Origin of the sequence: Allorhizobium sp. Av2, assembly GCF_021462805.2 — a bacterium.
In the GTDB taxonomy this organism is placed as follows: domain Bacteria; phylum Pseudomonadota; class Alphaproteobacteria; order Rhizobiales; family Rhizobiaceae; genus Allorhizobium; species Allorhizobium vitis_G.
In genome coordinates this window covers 279,883-297,187 of record NZ_CP192696.1, presented here as the reverse complement: position 1 = coordinate 297,187, position 17,305 = coordinate 279,883, and the positions used below count along the sequence as shown (strand labels likewise).

The window sequence follows — 17,305 nt, the reverse complement described above, 5'->3', positions numbered from 1 at the left end:
CATCCTGCTGCACGATCCTGAAATCACCAGGAACCAAAGTGATCATGCCAAAATAAATAGTGTGTTTCGCCCCGTCAGAACGGCGAGAACATGTCGACGACCTGCTGGCCGACCGGCGGCTGCTGAACTTCGGTCAGACGTCCCTTGCCGCCGTAGGAAATGCGGGCCTCTGCGATCTTCTCATAGGAAATGGTGTTCTTGGCATCAACATCCTGCGGGCGCACGATACCCGCGACATTCAGAATGCGGACTTCGTGGTTGACGCGCACTTCCTGGGAACCGCTGATCAGCAGATTGCCGTTTTCAAGAATGCTGGTCACCACAGCCGCCACCATCAAGGTCAGTGTTTCGGACCGATCCACCGATCCCTTGCCATCGGAACTCGAATTCGAATCGGTGCTCATGTCGCCGGAAGAATCCGGTGGCTTGATGCCGAACAGGTTGATCACCGTCGACCATGTCAGCGATGTCGAGTTCTTGCGGCTGCGCGATGTGTCGTTCTTGAACTTCGCCTTGTCGGCAATCGAGATATTGACGGTCAGCAAATCCCCGACATTGATGGCGCGTGAATCCTTGAAAAGCGCTGCCTGGCTGTCGTTCCAGAGGGAATAGCCATTGCTGACAGCCTTGGTTTGTTTTGGATAGCTGGCAAGCTGCGGAGCTTGATTGTAACGCAAGCCGCTGCCCACCGGGCTCATGGCCGGTGCATTGCCGACTTCTTCCAATGTCTTGTTCCCACAGCCGGTGAGGATAACGGCCATGAAAACCACAGCGCTACGCTTTATCATGTGGGTTCCTTCGAGGTATTAGGATCAGCGGCATTGGACATGATGCCGGCGACGAGCGCGGCTTTTTCGGGGTCCATCTCGCTGAGAATCAAACTGGATTGCTTGGCCGGAAGCTTCATGATGATCGCGGCGGCCAGAAGGGGATTGACCTTTTCCAGCTGCGGGGCAGCGGCATCGGGCTTCATATTCTTGTAGACATCGGTCAAACCGGCTTCTGCCTTTTGCAGAAACTCGTTTCGGCGCGCCAACCAGTCCTGATATTCGCTCTTTCGCGCTTCCAACACGGCAATGCGGTCATTGACATCCGATTGCAGTTTTTCCAGATCCTGCTTTTGCAGCAGATAGCGCTGGTCGCGGGCCGGATCGGCAATGTTGGTGCAAAAACGCTGGATGTCATCGGCGCTGGTCGTGCCGGTGGAGCCGGTATTGGCGGCACGCGCCGGGGCCGCCTGCTGGGCGCTGCCTGGCAGGGCCGAAACAGCAAGAACAGCGCAGGCCAGGGCCAAAGCGCCAAGACCAGAATATCTTGAAGCGGCAGAGTTTGCGAGGGAGGCTGTAGATCTCATTGCAGGACAAGCTCCGCTTGAAGTGCCCCTGCCGACTTGATGCCCTGCAGAATGGCGATGATACCGTCCGGCTTCACGCCGATATTATTCAGGCCAGCCACCAGTGTGCGCAGGTCGGGTCCATCGACGATGGCAACCTTGTCACCGGTTTTCTGCGCGGAAATATCCGTCTGCGGTTGCGTCGCCGTCGTGCCGCTGGAGAAGGGCTGCGGTTGAATGACCTGAGGGGTCTCGTTGACCTGCACCGTCAGCGTGCCGTAGCTGACAGCGACCTTGGAGACACGCACGTCGGCACCGATGACGATGGTTCCTGTGCGCTCATTGATCACCACCTTGGCTGGCGTATCGGTCTCCACGACAAGGTTTTCGATATCGGCCATCAATTGCGCCAAGTCCGCCGTACGCGGTTTCTGGATCACCACTTCCTGGCTGTCGCGTGCCTCGGCAATCGGAGCGCCGTAGGTGGCGGTGGCATAATTGTTGATACGCCGCGCCATGCCGAGCGACGTCGAAAAATCCGGATTGCGCAATTGCAGCACGAGATTGACCGAATCCTTGAATTTGGACGGAAGTTCGCGCTCGATGATCGCGCCATTCGGGACACGGCCGGAGGTGGTGACGCCTTCGGTCACCGTGGCCGCCTGACCCTGGGCGGTAAAGCCAGAAACCACCACCGACCCTTGGGCAACGGCGTAGATCTGGCCATCGGCGCCAGAAAGCGAGGTCATGATCAGCGTACCGCCGCGCAAGGACGTGGCATCCCCCAATGAACTGACCGTGGCGTCGATACGACTGCCAGGGCTGCCGAAGGGCGGAAGGGTGGCGGTAACCATGACAGCGGCGACATTCTTGGCCGAGGACTGACCGCCTTGGGTGGAGATCCCCAGATTCTGGAGCATGGCGCGCATGGACTGGTCGGTGAAAGGCGAGGAACGAAGACTGTCGCCGGTGCTTTGCAGACCAACGACGAGACCATAACCGATCAACTGGTTATCACGGCCGGCCTGGAGGGAGGCAACGTCCTTGATGCGCGAACCCTGCGCCAAGGCAGGAGCGGCAGCCGCCAGAAGGAAGCCGGTGAAAATCGAGAAAAGCAGAACCCGGATACTCATTTTGCCATCACCTGCACAGTGCCATCGCCCATAACCGTTCCGCTGACGATCTGGCCGGAATCGAGATTACGGACGCGGATGACGTCGCCGACATTCGCATCGTCCATCGGGCTGCCCGACGCAGAAATGGTGAGGTTGCCGATATTGAAGATCAGCCGCAGCTGCGATCCGCGGATCACCGCATAGGGGCGTTTCAGCGTCGCCAACGGAATAGTGCGACCGGGCAGCAGTGTCTTGGTCGAGAGCATGCCGACCACATCCGCCATGTCAGAGGCAAAGCCGCCGGCAAGATTGGGATTGGTCACCTGAACCCGATCCAGTTTGTTGGACGAAATCGCTTCGCCTGGATAGATGGTGTCCGTCGGAACGATCGCATAACGATCCCGCGCCGCTGACGGGGCAGCGGCGAAAGCCACCAAGACCATGACGATCACCCCTGTCAGCCTGAACATTCTCTTCATATGGCGAAACATCATGTTTGCCCCTTTGATGTTTACTTTAGGTTCTTGCTAACGATCTGCGCCATTTCGTCGGCGGTAGTGATGACCTTGGAATTCATCTCGTAGGCGCGCTGGGCAGAAATCAAGCTGGTGATTTCCGTGACCGAGTCGACGTTCGAGGACTCCAGATAGCCCTGTTTCAGATAGCCATAGCCCGCGTCGCCGGGCACACCGTTGATCGGATTACCGGAGGAAGCCGTTTCCTGGAACAGATTGTCGCCGATAGCCTTCAAACCAGCTGGATTGACGAAAGCCGACGTTTCCAGCTGCCCAAGCGTTGTATAGGTGGAGGAATCGCCCTGCAAAACCGAGACCTCACCGGATTCGCTGATCTTCACTTCGGTCGCATCCGTCGGGATGGTGATGTTTGGAATGATCTTATAGCCTTCGGTCGTCACCAGATTGCCGTCGGAATCCTTGTTAAGGGCGCCGGCACGAGTGTAGAACGTGGTGGCTCCGTCAGGGCTCTGCACCTGGAGGTAACCGCGTCCAACGATGGCCACGTCCAGTTCGTTCGAGGTCTCCGACAACTCGCCCTGCTCGTTCATCGTCCGCACAGCTGCCGTCTGCACACCGAGGCCGATATTGGCACCTTCCGGCACCGTCGATTGGTTGGCGCGGTTTGCGACGCCCACAGCCTTTTCGGTTTGATAAAGAAGGTCCGAAAACTCGGCGCGCGACTTCTTGAAACCGGTCGTATTGATATTGGCAATATTGTTGGAAATGACCTCGAGGTTGGTCTGCTGGGCATTCATGCCGGTGGAGGCAATTGCGAGAGCTCTCATGTGCTGCTATCCCTGAGGTTAAATCTGCATTTTTGTGATGTCGAGGAAGGCCGAAACCAGCTTGTCGCGCAGCGCAATCGCCGTTTGCAGGGATTTCTGCGCCGACATGACGGAATCGACCACTTCGCGGGTGCTGACCTTGCCGAGCATACCGTCGAGGGAGTTGCTTTCAGCGGTCTTCAGGTTCTGCATCGCATCGTTCATCACGCCGCCGACGACATCGCTGAAGCTCATGCCCGTTGCGGTACCCGGTGTCGCATTCTGCGCCGTGACGCCCGTCTGCGTGCTGAAGAGCGAATGTGTGCCGCCGAGCGAGGCCGTGCTTGTTGCGTCGGTGTCCTCTGTCATGCCCGATGGCACGAGAGAGCCAACTTTGCTAATGGAATCAATCATTGTGAGCTCTTCAGCAGGTCGAGGGTCGAGGTAATCAGGTCACGTGTCTGCTTGACGGACTGAAGATTGGCTTCATAGGTGCGGTTGGCTTCGCGCATGTCGGCCATTTCGATCAGCACGTTCACGTTCGGCATTTTCACGTAGCCCTTGGCATCGGCAGCCGGATTGCTGGGATCGTATTCTTCCGTGAATTTCGACTTGTCGAAGCCAAGCTTCTTGACCTTGACGATTTCCGTGCCTGTGGCGCGGTCCATTTCGGACCCGAAGGTGATCGTCTTGCGCCGGTAGGGATTGGCGCCGGGCGTGTCGCCGGTGCTCTGGGCGTTGGCAATATTTTCCGAAACGATCCTGAGCCGGGTGGACTGTACATCCAGTCCGCTGCCGGCAATTTTCAGGGCCGAGGTGAGAGGATCTGTCGCGGTGACGGAATCCATGGTTTACCCCTTTACAGTCATCAGCATCATGCGATTAAAACTACTGACGAGGTTAGTGTTGAGCGAGTGCTGCCGTTGGATCTCGCCCATCTTGGTCATCTCATCGGCCAGCGCGACCGAATTTCCCGAGACCTGAACGCCGATTTCGCCATTCAGAGGCGCCTCGCGGATATCGACATCCAGATCGGTATTCAGATCGCTCGAGGCCATATGCTTCGAATTGGTCCGCGCCATACCAAACTGACGTACGTCCAGAATGGCATTGAAGGGCGTGATGTCCTTCGCCATGAATTTCGGTGTATTGGCATTGGCTATGTTGCCGGCGATCACTTCCTGGCGCAGGGAAAGCCACTCGGCCTGCCGTGATGCCACATCAAAAAGCTTTATCGGTTCCATAGAGTTTTCTCCAATTTACACCCTGGAGATTAGGCCGGTAATCTTGCGTGGGACTGACCGCAAAACCGACCGTTCCTACAATCGTTAACTTTTCCTAAGATCCCATTTAAGATTATGAAACAATTGTATATTTAACGAGGATTCGTCACCAGGCGAGTGCATTTTCGGCCATAGATGCCAATGCAAAAAGCCGCCCAAAGGCGGCTTTGAAAAACACACTGGATGTGGGATGAAAGCGACGGTCAGTCAAGGCTTGTGCCCGCTCCCGGCCCGCACGCGCAAGGCCGGTCTACTGATTTTCGTAGATCGCGCCGGTGCTGGTGATGATCACCCATTTTCCATTGCGTTGTTCCAGTGTCGCCACCCGGCTATTGTCGGGCAGGACGGAGCCGATCTTGACCATGAACATGCCAGAGGCATCCTCGATCATGGCGCGACCGTTGGAGACATGCAGCAGCCGGAAACCGCCACCGGGAAAGGGCTGTTCGATCTTCACCGGCTCACCATCGGGATCTTTCCGCCCGATATCGGACGCCGTCGCCGTGGTCAGGGGATCGAGATTATCAGGAATTTTCTGTTCGCGGTCTTCGCGCGACACCAGCGCCATGGGAGAGACGCTGAATACATTGCGCGCATCGACCTGCGGCAGGTCACGGGTCCGGTCCATCGGCTCGACATGAATGCCGAATTTATCGGGATTGAAAAACACATACCACGGAAACATCGCCGCGCTGCACGCCAGCACGACGCCAGCCGCCGCCAACATCCTGTCCACCGATGATGCGCCCGACCGGCGAGGTGCGCGAGGCCGAACCACCTCGTCGGCATCGCTGTCTAATGGATCATGCTCTTGATCTTGCATTGCTGTTTCCAGAATTATTGGCCGCCTTCAGGGCATGGGCGAGGTCGGCATAGGCATCGACGACAGCCCTGTCGGAGGGGGTTTGCTTCAGCACTTCGTAAAGGATCGGAACCTGCTTGATCGCCATATCGAGATCGGGATCGCTGCCGGCGCGGTAACCGCCAATCAACCGCAAGTCGCGCGTTTCCTCGAAACGGTGGATCAAAGTCTTCAGGCGCGATACGAGCTTTTCCTGGTCCGGCGTCCAGGCCTTGCGCGCCAAACGCGAAATCGAGGCCAGTGGATTGATCGGCGGATAGCGTCCTTCTTCGGCCAGGCTGCGGTCCAGCACGATGTGGCCATCGAGAATACCGCGGGTACAGTCGGCAATCGGGTCGTTGTGATTGTCACCATCGACGAGGATCGAAATGATCGCCGTGATCGTCCCTGTTCCCTCTTCGCCAGGACCGGCACGCTCCAGAAGCTTGGGCAGCTCGGTAAACACCGAGGCGGGAAATCCACGAGCAATCGGTGGTTCGCCGGCTGCTGTCGCCACTTCGCGAATGGCATGGGCGAAACGGGTAATGCTGTCGGCGATGAACAGGACATTGTCGCCCTGGTCACGAAAATGCTCGGCAACGGTAATCGCTGTCAAAGGCGCCATCTTGCGCAGCATCGGGCTCTCGTCACTGGTCGCCACAATCGCCACGGTCTTGGCCATGTTGTCGCCCAGGGTATCTTCGATGAATTCGCGCACTTCGCGGCCACGTTCGCCGACCAGCGCAATCACCACTTTGTCAAAGGCATCGGCCTTGGCCAGCATGGACAACAGCGTCGATTTACCGACGCCTGAGCCGGCGAAAATCCCGAGCCGCTGTCCAAGGCAAAGCGGCGAGAAAATATCGACCGCCTTCACTCCCGTGCGAAAACCGGTCTCTACCCGTTTGCGCCCCATGGAGGAGGGTGCGGTATTAGCAATAGAGCGACGCACCAGGCCGGGCATGACCGGACCCAGCCCGTCGATCGGATCACCCAGTGCATTGAGCGTGCGGCCACACCAGCTATCCTGCGCGGCGACCCGGAAGGCACCCTTGCGGATCACCGTGTCGCCAATGGCAATCGGCTCGCCCGGCTCGATAGGGCAAACATAGGCGAGATCAGGCTCGACCCGCACCACTTCGCCCAGGTGAATGCCGGTTGGACTGCGATGGGCAACAAAATCGCCCAGATGCAAATGGCGCGACAGACCCGTAACCGTGTAATGGCCAGCGGCAATGGTGCGGACATGCCCGCCATGGGCGACGGAATAATCCGAGGTAGCATACCGCTTGGCAATGGCCGCCATGGCGTCCAGCTGGGTATTCCTGTCGATCCGGGGGGTGAATTCAACAGTCATGGGAAGACGATCCAGTTACCGGTCATTTGCTGCCACCCAGCGTCTTGATCGTTTCGCTCATGCTGTTTTCAGTCTGGCTCATCGATGCCGAAATGCTTTCGAAAGCGCGGCTGACCTGAATAAGCTGCGTCATCTGGCTGATGCCGTTGACGTTGGATTGCTCGACATAACCCTGCATGACGCCGATTGTCGCATCATCGACGACGGCCTGCGGCCGGTCGGTGGTGATAACGCCACTATTTTCGGTGCGCAGATAGCCCTTGGAAATATCCGCCGTGAAAAGGCCGATCTGGCTGATCTGGCGGCCGTTCTGGTTGATCGTGCCGTCGGCGCCAACATGCGGCTCACCGCCATTGGGATCGAGCTGAATAGGTCCGCCACCGGCATCCAGAACAGAATAGCCGCGCACCGAGACCAACTGACCGGTGGAGGTCATGGTAAAACGACCGTCCCGGGTCAGGGCCGGGCCGGCCGGCGTATCAATGCTGAACCAGGCGTCGCCCTTGACGGCAAAATCCAAGGTACCGCCGGTTTGCAGCATTTCGCCGGATTGGGTATTCAGATAATCGTTGCCCTGAGAAACAAATGCGATCTTGGCATTCTGATCGTTGCCGGTGCGGCTGACCACCTCGTCAAATTTCACCTCGGTGCCGCGAAAGCCGACCGTATTCACATTCGCCATGTTGTCGGCGATGGTGGTGAGACGTTTGTCGAGCGCCCGTTGCGACGACAGGGATACATACATGCCGGATTGCATTAAGAGTTACCTCCAAGCCTTGAGTTCGTAACCAAGACCAGCAGGCCTGACGTCCACCGCCATTGTTCCGTCACGCAGGATCATTCTGCTTCGGGGTACAGCGTGTTTTTTGCGGTCCGTCACGGTTGCTCGCCTTCCATCATGGAACGTGGTTTACCGTTCATTGACCCTATTCATGCGCGCAAATGCTTGCGCGAAACTGTCTGGATGCAAACCCGTCAGCAATACGTAAACTCGCCTCAGACAAGCATAATGGGCAGGGACCCAATCCGGTGATGGCAACGGGCCGGTAATGGCGGCGGGCCCCTGATACGCAACCAAGATCATCTTCCTCATGCCCATTAGCCTCACACCCATCAGCCTCACGCAAGGCAGGCTGCCTATCGGTTGAAGTGAAGAGAAACGTGCGGATGCAGGCGCAATATGAATATTATCATCGGATTCGTTATTACCGTGGGCTGTATCCTTGGCGGCTTCATGGCCATGGGCGGCCATCTGAACGTGCTGATACAGCCTTTCGAATTGCTGATCATCGGCGGCGCCGGCCTGGGTGGTTTCGTGATGGCCAACCCGATGAAAATCGTCAAGGATTCCGGCAAGGCGCTGGGTGAAGCGTTCAAGCACGCCGTCCCCAAGGAGCGAGCCTATCTGGATGTTCTCGGTGTTCTCTACTCGCTGATGCGCGACCTGCGCACCAAGTCACGTAACGAGATTGAGGCCCATATCGATAATCCTGAGGAATCCTCGATCTTCCAGACCGCGCCCAATCTTCTGAAAAACAAGGAACTCACATCCTTCATCTGCGACTATGTCCGCCTGATCATCATCGGCAATGCCCGCAGCCATGAGATCGAGGCCTTGATGGACGAGGAAATCAACACCATCCTGCACGATAAGATGAAACCCTACCACGCCATCACCGCGATGGGAGACAGCTTCCCAGCCATTGGTATCGTGGCGGCGGTTCTCGGGGTTATCAAGGCCATGGGCAAGATCAACGAATCGCCCGAAGTTCTTGGCGGCCTGATCGGCGCTGCCCTGGTAGGCACGATGTTGGGTATCTTCTTGTCCTACTCGGTCTGCAATCCGCTGACCTCGCAAATCAAGATCGTCCGCACCAAGCAGCACCGCCTGTATATCATCGTCAAGCAGACACTGCTTGCCTATATGAACGGTTCGGTTCCGCAGGTTGCACTTGAATATGGCCGCAAGACCATTTCCTCCTATGAGCGTCCGTCCATCGATGCCGTAGAGCAGGAAATGATGAATCCAGGCGGCGGTAACGAGAAGGCTGCATGACCATGAGCGAAACCGCCCAGCCCCAATCCCTGCCAAAACCAATGGATCACGCCTTGCTTGCTCGTCTTACCGGCGGCCTTGGCGATATGAAATCCGTCGAAAAGCTTTGCCAGGATTTCGGCCAACTCTATAGCGAGTTCCTGCCGGACGTTTTTCACAGCGAAACCAATCTGACCATCGAAGTCGGTTATCTCGGTTTCAAAAGCGGCCTGATGCGCGATCTGGTCGTCGGTCTCGGCGATAATTTCGTGCTGGCCGATACATCGCTGCGCAACTGGTCGCCAAATTTCGTCATGGCTTGCGGCAACGGTTTCGTCATCACCCTGATGGAAACCCTGCTGGGCGGCATGCAGGAATTTATCGGCGAACCGATCAAACGGCCGCTGTCGAATATCGAACTCGATCTGGCGGTGATGGTTTTTGAACGGATCGCCAATGTGCTGCGCTCCGGCGTCAATGCGACCGGGGGCTTTGAACCGATTTTCGAGCGTCCGCACAATTGGGAAAACCGTCTGAGACAGGATGGCGAACAGATCGAGGAATTCGGCGCCCTGGTGCATATGAGCATCAAGCTGGGCAAGATCATCTCCGATTTCGCCCTGATCATTCCGCAGAAAACCCTTTTAAAGACCAATGTCACGGCGCCAAAATCGAAAAACCAGGTCTCCAAAGCCCGCAAAGAATGGGCCGAGCAGCTGGCGGAACAGGTGCGCAAGAGCCAGGTCACTCTGGAAGGCCGTATCAGCCTGCAATCTCTGAGCCTGTTGACGGTTTCCAAGCTTGCGGCTGGCGATGTGATTCCCTTTCTCGAAAAGGGCGATGTGACAGTCGATGTCAGCGCCAACGGGCGCGACCTTTATACCTGCGAATTCGGACGCGCCGGCGATCACTACACCGTCCGGGTGAAGTCGATGCACAGTACAGATAGTGAGCTTTTACGTCATCTCATGAGATGACAATTTTCCCTGCTGCACCCATGGCAGCAGGTTGAGGCAAGTTTCAAAGGGAATAGTATTTGCATGGCTACGAAAAAAACACCTGTAAAAGATGATGATGCCCTGGCGATGCCATTGGGCGATGCCGATCTCGATCAGGCAATCGATGACCTACGCGGGGTCTTGAAAAGCGATAGCGATGGCGGCCTGCCGGATATCGGCGCCGACTTCGGGGATGCCTCAGGCGGTGACTTCGGCGATGCCGCTGGCGGCCTTTCCGATTTCGAAAGCGATTTCGGCGGCGGCGCAGCCACCGGAGCCAGTGATTTCGGCACCAGCGACTTTGGCGGCAGCGATCTCGGCGGTGGCGATTTCGGTGGTGGAGATTTTGGCGGGGGCGACTTCGGCGGCAGCGCCTTAGGTGGTGGGGGCAGCTTCGATGCCGCACCGGCACATCAGGCGCCGGGCAGCGCTCTGGATTCCAATCTCGACCTGATCATGGATATCCCGATCGATGTTCAGATCGTACTCGGTTCCAGCCGTATGCCGGTTTCGGGCTTGATGAATCTTGAAGAGGGCGCAATCATAGCGTTAGATAAAAAGATCGGTGAACCTGTGGAGATCATGGTTAACGGTCGACGGATTGCCCGCGGAGAGATTACAGTTCTCGAGAATGACGATACGCGATTCGGTGTGAAATTGATCGAAGTTATGAGCACCAAGACGTCCTGACCCCATGAACGGGCCAGAGAGGAAAGACCATGATGGACTTTGACGATTTCGGCGGGCCGGTAGCGGGCAAGCCATTGAGCCAGGCCGACAAGGCAGCCGCCGTGCTGTTGGCCATGGGCAAAGGCGTGGCGGGAAAGCTGCTGAAATATTTCACGCAGGCCGAACTGCAGATGATCATCAATTCGGCCCAGACGCTCAGAACCATTCCACCGGACGAACTGGCCGAACTGGTTGGCGAATTCGAGGACCTGTTCACCGAAGGTGCAGGTCTGATGGACAACGCCAAGGCCATCGAGGAAATCCTCGAGGAAGGCCTGACGCCGGAAGAAGTTGACGGCCTGCTTGGCCGGCGCACAGCCTTCCAGGCGTTCGAGACCTCGATCTGGGACCGTTTGCAGGACGCAGACCCCGATTTCATTGCTCAGTTCCTCTTGCGCGAGCATCCGCAGACGGTTGCCTATATCCTGTCTATGCTGCCCTCCTCCTTCGGCGCCAAGGTGCTGATCAAGCTGCCGGACAGCCGTCGCGCCGACATCATGTACCGTACGGTCAACCTGAAGAATGTCAGCCCGCAGGCCGCTCAGATCATCGAGAACCGTGTGGTGGAACTGATCAGCGAGATCGACGCGGAACGCAATTCGGTGGGCACCGCCAAGGTGGCCGAACTGATGAACGAGTTGGAAAAGCCGCAGGTCGATACCCTGCTGGAATCGCTCGAATCGATCAGCAAGGAATCCGCCACCAAGGTCCGTCCGAAGATCTTCCTGTTCGAGGATCTGCTGGTCATGCCACAGCGCAGCAGGGTCATGTTGCTCAACGATATTTCCGGCGACATTCTCACCATGGCGCTGCGCGGTGCCTCCAACGAGATCCGAGAATGCGTGCTTTCGGCCATCAGCCCGCGCTCGCGTCGCATGATCGAATCGGATCTGCAAGCCGGAACGGTCGGAATCAATCCGCGGGAAATCGCCATTGCCAGACGTGCTGTCGCGCAGGAAGCTATCCGCCTTGCCAATTCCGGCCAGATCCAGCTCAAGGAACCGGAAGGCGACAAGGATACGGCTGCTGCCTGACGCTGCACAGGCTGGCATGGAGGGCGTGACCATGTTTCATGGCGCAGCCTGCACGCCACTGTTGACAAGACCGCGACCCAGCGATCCGAATGGACTGAAAGAGTTGAAGGCCGGAATAGAGAGCGTTAAGCTTTCCGCTCCGGCCTTTGCGCGTTTTATAAAATACGCGTTGCTACAGCGCCGGAAACTGGCATGCAGACTCCCATTATAATTCCTTGATGCATCGCTTAAGGTGCTTAAGGCTGTAATCAACCGACCGAGGTCCCGACATGGCAGATGATGAGGACCAGGAAAGTAAAACCGAGAGCCCGTCCGAGAAAAAGATGCGGGACGCGGCAGAGCACGGTAACTTGCCGATCTCGCGCGAAGCACCGTTGTTTGCGACGACTCTGGCCTTCTATGTCTATTTCGTGTTTTTCATGCCCCAGGGCGTCTCTACACTGTACCAGACCCTGCGCGACCTGATGGAAAAGCCGGATCAGTGGATCATCGGCACCGGCACAGATGTGATTTCCCTGTTCGTGCATCTGGGTTGGTCGATGGCCGCCATGCTTGGTCCGGCCCTGCTACTGTTCATGCTGTTTGGCCTCACCCAGTCCTTTGCCCAGCACATGCCAAGCTTCGTTCTTGATCGCATTACCCCAAAGATGGAACGCTTATCGCTCATCGGCGGAATAGGGCGGATGTTTTCGGTCATGGGCTTCGTGGAATTCGGCAAGTCGCTGTTCAAGATCATCGTCGTCGCGATCATTATGTTCGTTTCAATGCGCGGCCAGTATTTCGGCACTTTGGATGCCATGCTGTCCGATCCGCAAATCATTTTCGTCAAGCTTTCCGATATCGTCCAGGAAATGCTGATTATCGTGCTATTTGCCACCGGCCTGCTGACGGTGATGGACCTCGGATGGCAGCGATACAACTGGTATCAAAAACTGCGCATGACCCGGCAGGAAGTGAAGGACGAACACAAGCAATCCCAGGGCGACCCGGTCGTCAAGGCACGCCAGCGTTCCGCCCAGCGCGACCAAGCCCGTCGCCGTATGATGAACAACGTGCCGCGCGCCACGATGATCATCACCAATCCCACCCATTTCGCCGTGGCCCTGCGCTATGTGCGCACCGAAATGGAAGCACCGATCGTGCTTGCCAAGGGTCAGGATCTGATTGCATTGAAGATTCGCGAAATCGCCGAGGAAAATAATATCCCGATTTTCGAGGATCCGCCGCTCGCCCGCTCCATGTTTGCGCAAGTCTCGGTGGATAGTGTCATCCCACCGATATTTTACAAGGCCGTCGCGGAGATAGTACAAAGACTATACGCTGCCGACAGCAAGAACAAGAGGCGGTTACGCTAAAGAACATGAAAAAATGCAAATATACGACTGAACGCGAAAAAATAGTTGCACAAGCTATTAGCCCCGTCGCCTCAGAACTGCGGTTACTGGATGCGGCGGACCTGATATCGCTGATCCGTCTGGAGTTTTTCGGTAATATTGCTGATCTCGTGTCTTCTGCTGCTGAGCTTTACTTTCATCCCGGCACGGTCAATTTCGGTGCCGCAGGCGAATACAAGCTGGACTGGGGCGAGACGCCTGAAGTGGTTTTGGACCTCGAAATCAAACCGCGCGATATCACCATCTATGCGCAACTGACGTTGAGCCACGACCATGCCGGTTTGGAGATCAACCACATCTCCTTCAAGAACCCATCGGCTGATCCGCATGAAAACACCGCCCTTCTGGCGCAATGCATGAATGAAGCCCGCTTCGTGCCCAATCTCCCGGCACCAAGTTTTGTCATGTAAGGGATTATACCCAGAGTCATCGCTGATGACCCTGGGTATTCTATATATCAATATCTAAACCCCTGGGGCATTTAAGATATTCGAAATTATACAGTGCCGTGCGCCGTATGTGGCGCTCGGCACTGAACCTGGCAGTATCTCATCCTGGCCCAACGCGCCGTCAGCGCCTTGCATCCAAACTTTTCCCGGTTTCCAAAGCTTATCTCCCTCCCAAGACCTGTCTGGGCCAGAAACTGGCTGTCAGAGGCGCCGTCTTCAGGCTTGGCTGCGCATTCAGAGTGACTCTCGTGCGCCGCTCCAGCTCTCCGTCATCCTCGGGCATGAAGATGATGTTGTAGCGCTCCGGCCCCATGAATTCCTTGGTGAATTTCAGCGATATACCGAAATGATTGGCCTCGAAGGGTTCAAGTGAGCGCATCCGGTCAAAATCACCGGCAAAATCCGGCCATCGACTGGCGTTGAGAATGAGATCGAGGGCAGCATCATACCGCTGCCAGATCTGCTGGCTGGATTTGACCTCGATGACCTTGATCCTGATCTGGGTTATCTGGCCATCCGGTGTCCCCCGCACCACCATGAAGAATGAGGGAGCGTCGCCATCCGGCTTTGTGGCGGGCAGACTGGTTTCAGCGATACAATTGAAAATCCCGGGCGAGAAAGGGTTCTGGACCCAATCGGCCGCCCCCAGGCCCGCAGCCTTGATCTGGGCACAAAGCGTCTTGCCGGAAATACGAAATTTGCGCACCGGCGCTGCAATGTCGAGCAGCGGCGGCATGTCGAAAAACCGGGCAGGCACCATCACCTGCTCGGAGGGCATCTGCGCGGAGGCAAGGCGTTTCCCCCGCAACACGATCGGTTCCGGCTCCTCTCGGCTTTGCCAGGGCAGGACATCTTTGACGCTCTCGATCAGTTGATTGAGCCGGCGCTGATCGTCTGCCGTCAACACCGCGATAGCGATGCTGCAACAGAATAACAGAAAAATCACGGCAAACAGCCTCAGCCCTCGCCGCCGCATGCGGTGGGCTTCCAGGCTTCCGTCCGGCCTTTTATGGCCCGAAGGGATGACACGCTGCTGCATCCATAGGTCCGGTCTTCTTCACAATTGGCTTATGCCACAAAATTCCTTGCAAAGAACTATATGATGACGCAAACCGCCGCACGAAGATTTCTCGGAGAAAACCGATAGGCACTTTTCCCTGACAAACCTTAGAATTTGACGCTGGCCCTCACCGTGACATTGAAGGGTTCTCCAACCTGGTTGGCGTAATTGGTCGAACCGATCGATGATGTATAATAGGTCTTGTCGAAAATATTCTTCAGATTCACCTGAAGCGTCAGTGGCCGCTCGAAATTGAATGTGTAGGCAGCGAACAGATCGACGACCGCATAACCGGGCAGAAAATAGCTATTGCTGTTGATACCTGCCCGCTTGCCCACAGCGCGGATGCCGCCACCAACCTTCAACCTGTTCCCATCGCCGCCGATGTCACCGACATCATAGGCCACGGACAGGGCGCCGGTATGGCGGGCAACATTGGGCAATTGCTTGCCTGCATAATCCGGGTCCTCCAGAACCTTGGCATCGGTATAGCCATAGCTCGCAATTACCTGCCAATGATCCGTCAACTGACCAGCCACATCGACCTCGAGGCCCTGCGAACGCACCAGCCCCGCCGTCTTGACCACGCTTTCACCACCAATATTCTCGGAATAGGCGACATTTTTCTTACGCGCAGAAAACAGCGCGACATTGGCGCTCAAGCCGTCCAGAAGCTCAAATTTGCTGCCAATCTCGTAGGATGTCCCCTCCTCCGGGTCGAGATTGCCATAATAGCTTGATATCGATGATTGGGGCCGAAAGGTTCGGGCCGCATTGGCGTAGAGCGATATCTGCGGCGTCAGCTTGTAGACGATACCGCCATTGGGAATAAGCGCATCGCCATTGCTGTCGGTATTGGCATTGAAGGGCCGCCCCTTGCCCGCATAGAGATCGTAATACTGGTAGCGCAGACCGCCGACCAATATCCATTGGTCGGTCAAATGCAAACTATCCTGCATATAGACCGAGGCCGTCGACAATTGCTCCGTCTGATCACTGTCGGAAGCAGAAACCGTGCTGCATTGCGCCAGATTGCCGTAAACCGGATTGTTAATGTTGAAATTGCTGGAATTGGCGCACCGCAGCATGTCGGTGCGCAGCGTATCGCTGTAATCATAGGAAACGCCAAACAGCAGGTCGTTCTGCAAACCGCCGATCTCGACTTCTCCGGTCAGGTCGGCCCTGACCGCATGATTGTAGCTGGTGGAATATTGCGTGGCATCGGCGCGGCGCGTCACGGCACCGGTTGCGGAGTTATAGCCGGTGACGCGGGCCTGATTGTCGGAATATTCGTTGCGGCTATAGGCGTAGTTCAGTGAAAGTTTCCAGTCGTCGCTCAACTGCCGGTCAATCGACACCTTGGCCAGATCCGATGTGCCATCGGTAATGTTATATGCCTCGTCCAGCCGGGTGCGACGGCTCAGATCAACCGCATGGCCGGTGGTCAGATCGAAGATCGTGCCACGGTCGAAGGGCACGCTGTAATCGTCATGCATATAGGAGACGGTAACCTCGGTATCCTCGCCACTCCAGCTCAAGGATGGCGCGACCATCCACTTTTTGGTCTCACCGAAATTGCGCCAGTAATCGCTCTTCTGGCCTTCCGCGATGAAACGATAGGAAAAGTCGGTCCCTGAAATTGGACCGGTCACATCCAGGCCGGAGGTCGATCCATATTTGCCAGCGCCATAACCTGTTACACTGCTATAGACCTCGCCGGAAAACACGTCCTCCGGCTTTTTGGTGACGACATTGACCATGCCGCCGGGATCGAGAATGCCGTAAAGCGTCGAAGCCGGGCCTTTCAACACCTCGACCCGGTCGGTGGTGGCGTTGAAGGAAAATGGCAGCGCGGTTTTCATCCCATCAGTCAGGATAGAACCGTCGCGATTGTCGCCAAAGCCACGGCGGATGACTGCGTCCTGCGTTCCGCCCAACGTATTGGCCTGGGTAATGCCGCTGATATTGGCAAGCGCATCGTCCAGCGAGCGAGCGCCCTGGTCCTTCAAGACTTCACCGCTCACCACATTGACCGCCTGCGGCACATCCAGCAGCGGCGTATCCGTACGGGTTGCGGTGCTGGTGGACAGGGGCTGATAACCGCGCGTCGATTTTTTGTCCGTCACCGTAATGGTCTGAAGCTCTGTCGTGCCAGCCGTATCCCCGGCCTGGCCGGAGGTATCTTCGGCCCAGGCTGGCAAAGCGACGGATGCCAGCAACAGCGCCGCTATCATCCGACCACGGCTTTTGCCGGTGTCACGCATCTGTCTGGTGCCACGCATCAGTCTTGCCGCTCGCCCCACAGCCTTACCCCCAAATTACAGTGTCATCCGCTTGTTCTCTGGGCTTTTCCAATTGATGAATGTAGTAGTCAACTTTAAAACCCCATAGCTGT

General features: G+C 56.7%; 19 protein-coding genes. 6 read left to right on the top strand and 13 right to left on the bottom strand.

The window, feature by feature from the left end; translation table 11 throughout:
• Window positions 1-74: 74 nt before the first annotated feature.
• The 11 genes from flgH to flgF all read right to left on the bottom strand — a co-directional run bounded on the left by flgH (window position 75) and on the right by flgF (window position 7,968).
• On the bottom strand, window positions 75-761 hold the full coding sequence (flgH, locus tag FS819_RS01435) for a flagellar basal body L-ring protein FlgH (RefSeq protein WP_409050061.1): 687 nt from the start codon (window positions 759-761) through the stop codon (window positions 75-77).
• Between the two features lie 23 nt (window positions 762-784).
• On the bottom strand, window positions 785-1,354 hold the full coding sequence (locus tag FS819_RS01430; RefSeq protein ID WP_156548648.1) for a MotE family protein: 570 nt from the start codon (window positions 1,352-1,354) through the stop codon (window positions 785-787).
• Window positions 1,351-2,466, bottom strand: a complete 1,116-nt coding sequence (locus tag FS819_RS01425; RefSeq protein ID WP_156548650.1) for a flagellar basal body P-ring protein FlgI — start codon at window positions 2,464-2,466, stop codon at window positions 1,351-1,353. Before FS819_RS01425 ends, FS819_RS01430 begins: the two co-directional genes overlap by 4 nt.
• On the bottom strand, window positions 2,463-2,942 hold the full coding sequence (gene flgA, locus FS819_RS01420; RefSeq protein ID WP_234624951.1) for a flagellar basal body P-ring formation chaperone FlgA: 480 nt from the start codon (window positions 2,940-2,942) through the stop codon (window positions 2,463-2,465). Before flgA ends, FS819_RS01425 begins: the two co-directional genes overlap by 4 nt.
• A gap of 17 nt (window positions 2,943-2,959) precedes the next feature.
• Window positions 2,960-3,751 (bottom strand): flagellar basal-body rod protein FlgG, encoded by a 792-nt coding sequence (flgG, locus tag FS819_RS01415; RefSeq protein WP_015914947.1) that lies wholly within the window; start codon window positions 3,749-3,751, stop codon window positions 2,960-2,962.
• An 18-nt stretch (window positions 3,752-3,769) separates the two neighbouring features.
• Window positions 3,770-4,144: a flagellar hook-basal body complex protein FliE gene (gene fliE, locus FS819_RS01410; RefSeq protein WP_070163543.1), complete on the bottom strand. Its 375-nt coding sequence runs from the start codon at window positions 4,142-4,144 to the stop codon at window positions 3,770-3,772.
• Window positions 4,141-4,578 (bottom strand): flagellar basal body rod protein FlgC, encoded by a 438-nt coding sequence (gene flgC / locus FS819_RS01405; protein ID WP_070163542.1) that lies wholly within the window; start codon window positions 4,576-4,578, stop codon window positions 4,141-4,143. Before flgC ends, fliE begins: the two co-directional genes overlap by 4 nt.
• Before the next feature lie 3 nt (window positions 4,579-4,581).
• Entirely contained in the window at window positions 4,582-4,974 is a 393-nt protein-coding gene (flgB, locus tag FS819_RS01400) for a flagellar basal body rod protein FlgB (RefSeq protein WP_015914944.1), read from the bottom strand.
• A 289-nt stretch (window positions 4,975-5,263) separates the two neighbouring features.
• Window positions 5,264-5,836: a flagellar protein gene (locus tag FS819_RS01395; RefSeq protein ID WP_081088894.1), complete on the bottom strand. Its 573-nt coding sequence runs from the start codon at window positions 5,834-5,836 to the stop codon at window positions 5,264-5,266.
• On the bottom strand, window positions 5,817-7,160 hold the full coding sequence (gene fliI / locus FS819_RS01390) for a flagellar protein export ATPase FliI (protein WP_233741248.1): 1,344 nt from the start codon (window positions 7,158-7,160) through the stop codon (window positions 5,817-5,819). The genes FS819_RS01395 and fliI overlap by 20 nt, the downstream gene beginning before the upstream one ends.
• A gap of 73 nt (window positions 7,161-7,233) precedes the next feature.
• On the bottom strand, window positions 7,234-7,968 hold the full coding sequence (gene flgF / locus FS819_RS01385) for a flagellar basal-body rod protein FlgF (protein WP_015914941.1): 735 nt from the start codon (window positions 7,966-7,968) through the stop codon (window positions 7,234-7,236).
• Window positions 7,969-8,391: 423 nt separating this feature from the next.
• Here flgF and motA point away from each other — a divergent pair, with 423 nt between their 5' ends.
• The 6 genes from motA to FS819_RS01355 all read left to right on the top strand — a co-directional run bounded on the left by motA (window position 8,392) and on the right by FS819_RS01355 (window position 13,811).
• Complete coding sequence (gene motA / locus FS819_RS01380) at window positions 8,392-9,267, top strand: flagellar motor stator protein MotA (RefSeq protein WP_015914940.1); 876 nt, start codon at window positions 8,392-8,394, stop codon at window positions 9,265-9,267.
• Window positions 9,264-10,223 (top strand): FliM/FliN family flagellar motor switch protein, encoded by a 960-nt coding sequence (locus FS819_RS01375; protein WP_156548652.1) that lies wholly within the window; start codon window positions 9,264-9,266, stop codon window positions 10,221-10,223. Before motA ends, FS819_RS01375 begins: the two co-directional genes overlap by 4 nt.
• A gap of 63 nt (window positions 10,224-10,286) precedes the next feature.
• The gene (gene fliN / locus FS819_RS01370; protein WP_070163538.1) at window positions 10,287-10,934 is read left to right on the top strand and encodes a flagellar motor switch protein FliN; all 648 of its coding nucleotides are present in this window, start codon (window positions 10,287-10,289) and stop codon (window positions 10,932-10,934) included.
• Window positions 10,935-10,963: 29 nt separating this feature from the next.
• Window positions 10,964-12,007 carry a flagellar motor switch protein FliG gene (gene fliG / locus FS819_RS01365; RefSeq protein ID WP_156629831.1) on the top strand — a complete coding sequence of 348 codons (1,044 nt, stop codon included), beginning with the start codon at window positions 10,964-10,966 and terminating at the stop codon, window positions 12,005-12,007.
• Between the two features lie 269 nt (window positions 12,008-12,276).
• A complete protein-coding gene (gene flhB, locus FS819_RS01360; protein ID WP_156548654.1) occupies window positions 12,277-13,362 on the top strand; it encodes a flagellar biosynthesis protein FlhB in 1,086 nt (361 codons plus the stop codon).
• Between the two features lie 5 nt (window positions 13,363-13,367).
• The gene (locus tag FS819_RS01355; RefSeq protein ID WP_015914935.1) at window positions 13,368-13,811 is read left to right on the top strand and encodes a BspJ family T4SS effector nucleomodulin; all 444 of its coding nucleotides are present in this window, start codon (window positions 13,368-13,370) and stop codon (window positions 13,809-13,811) included.
• A 199-nt stretch (window positions 13,812-14,010) separates the two neighbouring features.
• On the opposite strand, the gene FS819_RS01350 is transcribed toward FS819_RS01355, so the two are convergent.
• Together FS819_RS01350 and FS819_RS01345 are read right to left on the bottom strand one after the other, a co-directional pair.
• Window positions 14,011-14,889: a DUF6030 family protein gene (locus FS819_RS01350; protein WP_156548655.1), complete on the bottom strand. Its 879-nt coding sequence runs from the start codon at window positions 14,887-14,889 to the stop codon at window positions 14,011-14,013.
• Between the two features lie 128 nt (window positions 14,890-15,017).
• Window positions 15,018-17,192 (bottom strand): TonB-dependent siderophore receptor, encoded by a 2,175-nt coding sequence (locus FS819_RS01345; protein WP_156548657.1) that lies wholly within the window; start codon window positions 17,190-17,192, stop codon window positions 15,018-15,020.
• Between the last annotated feature and the right edge of the window lie 113 nt (window positions 17,193-17,305).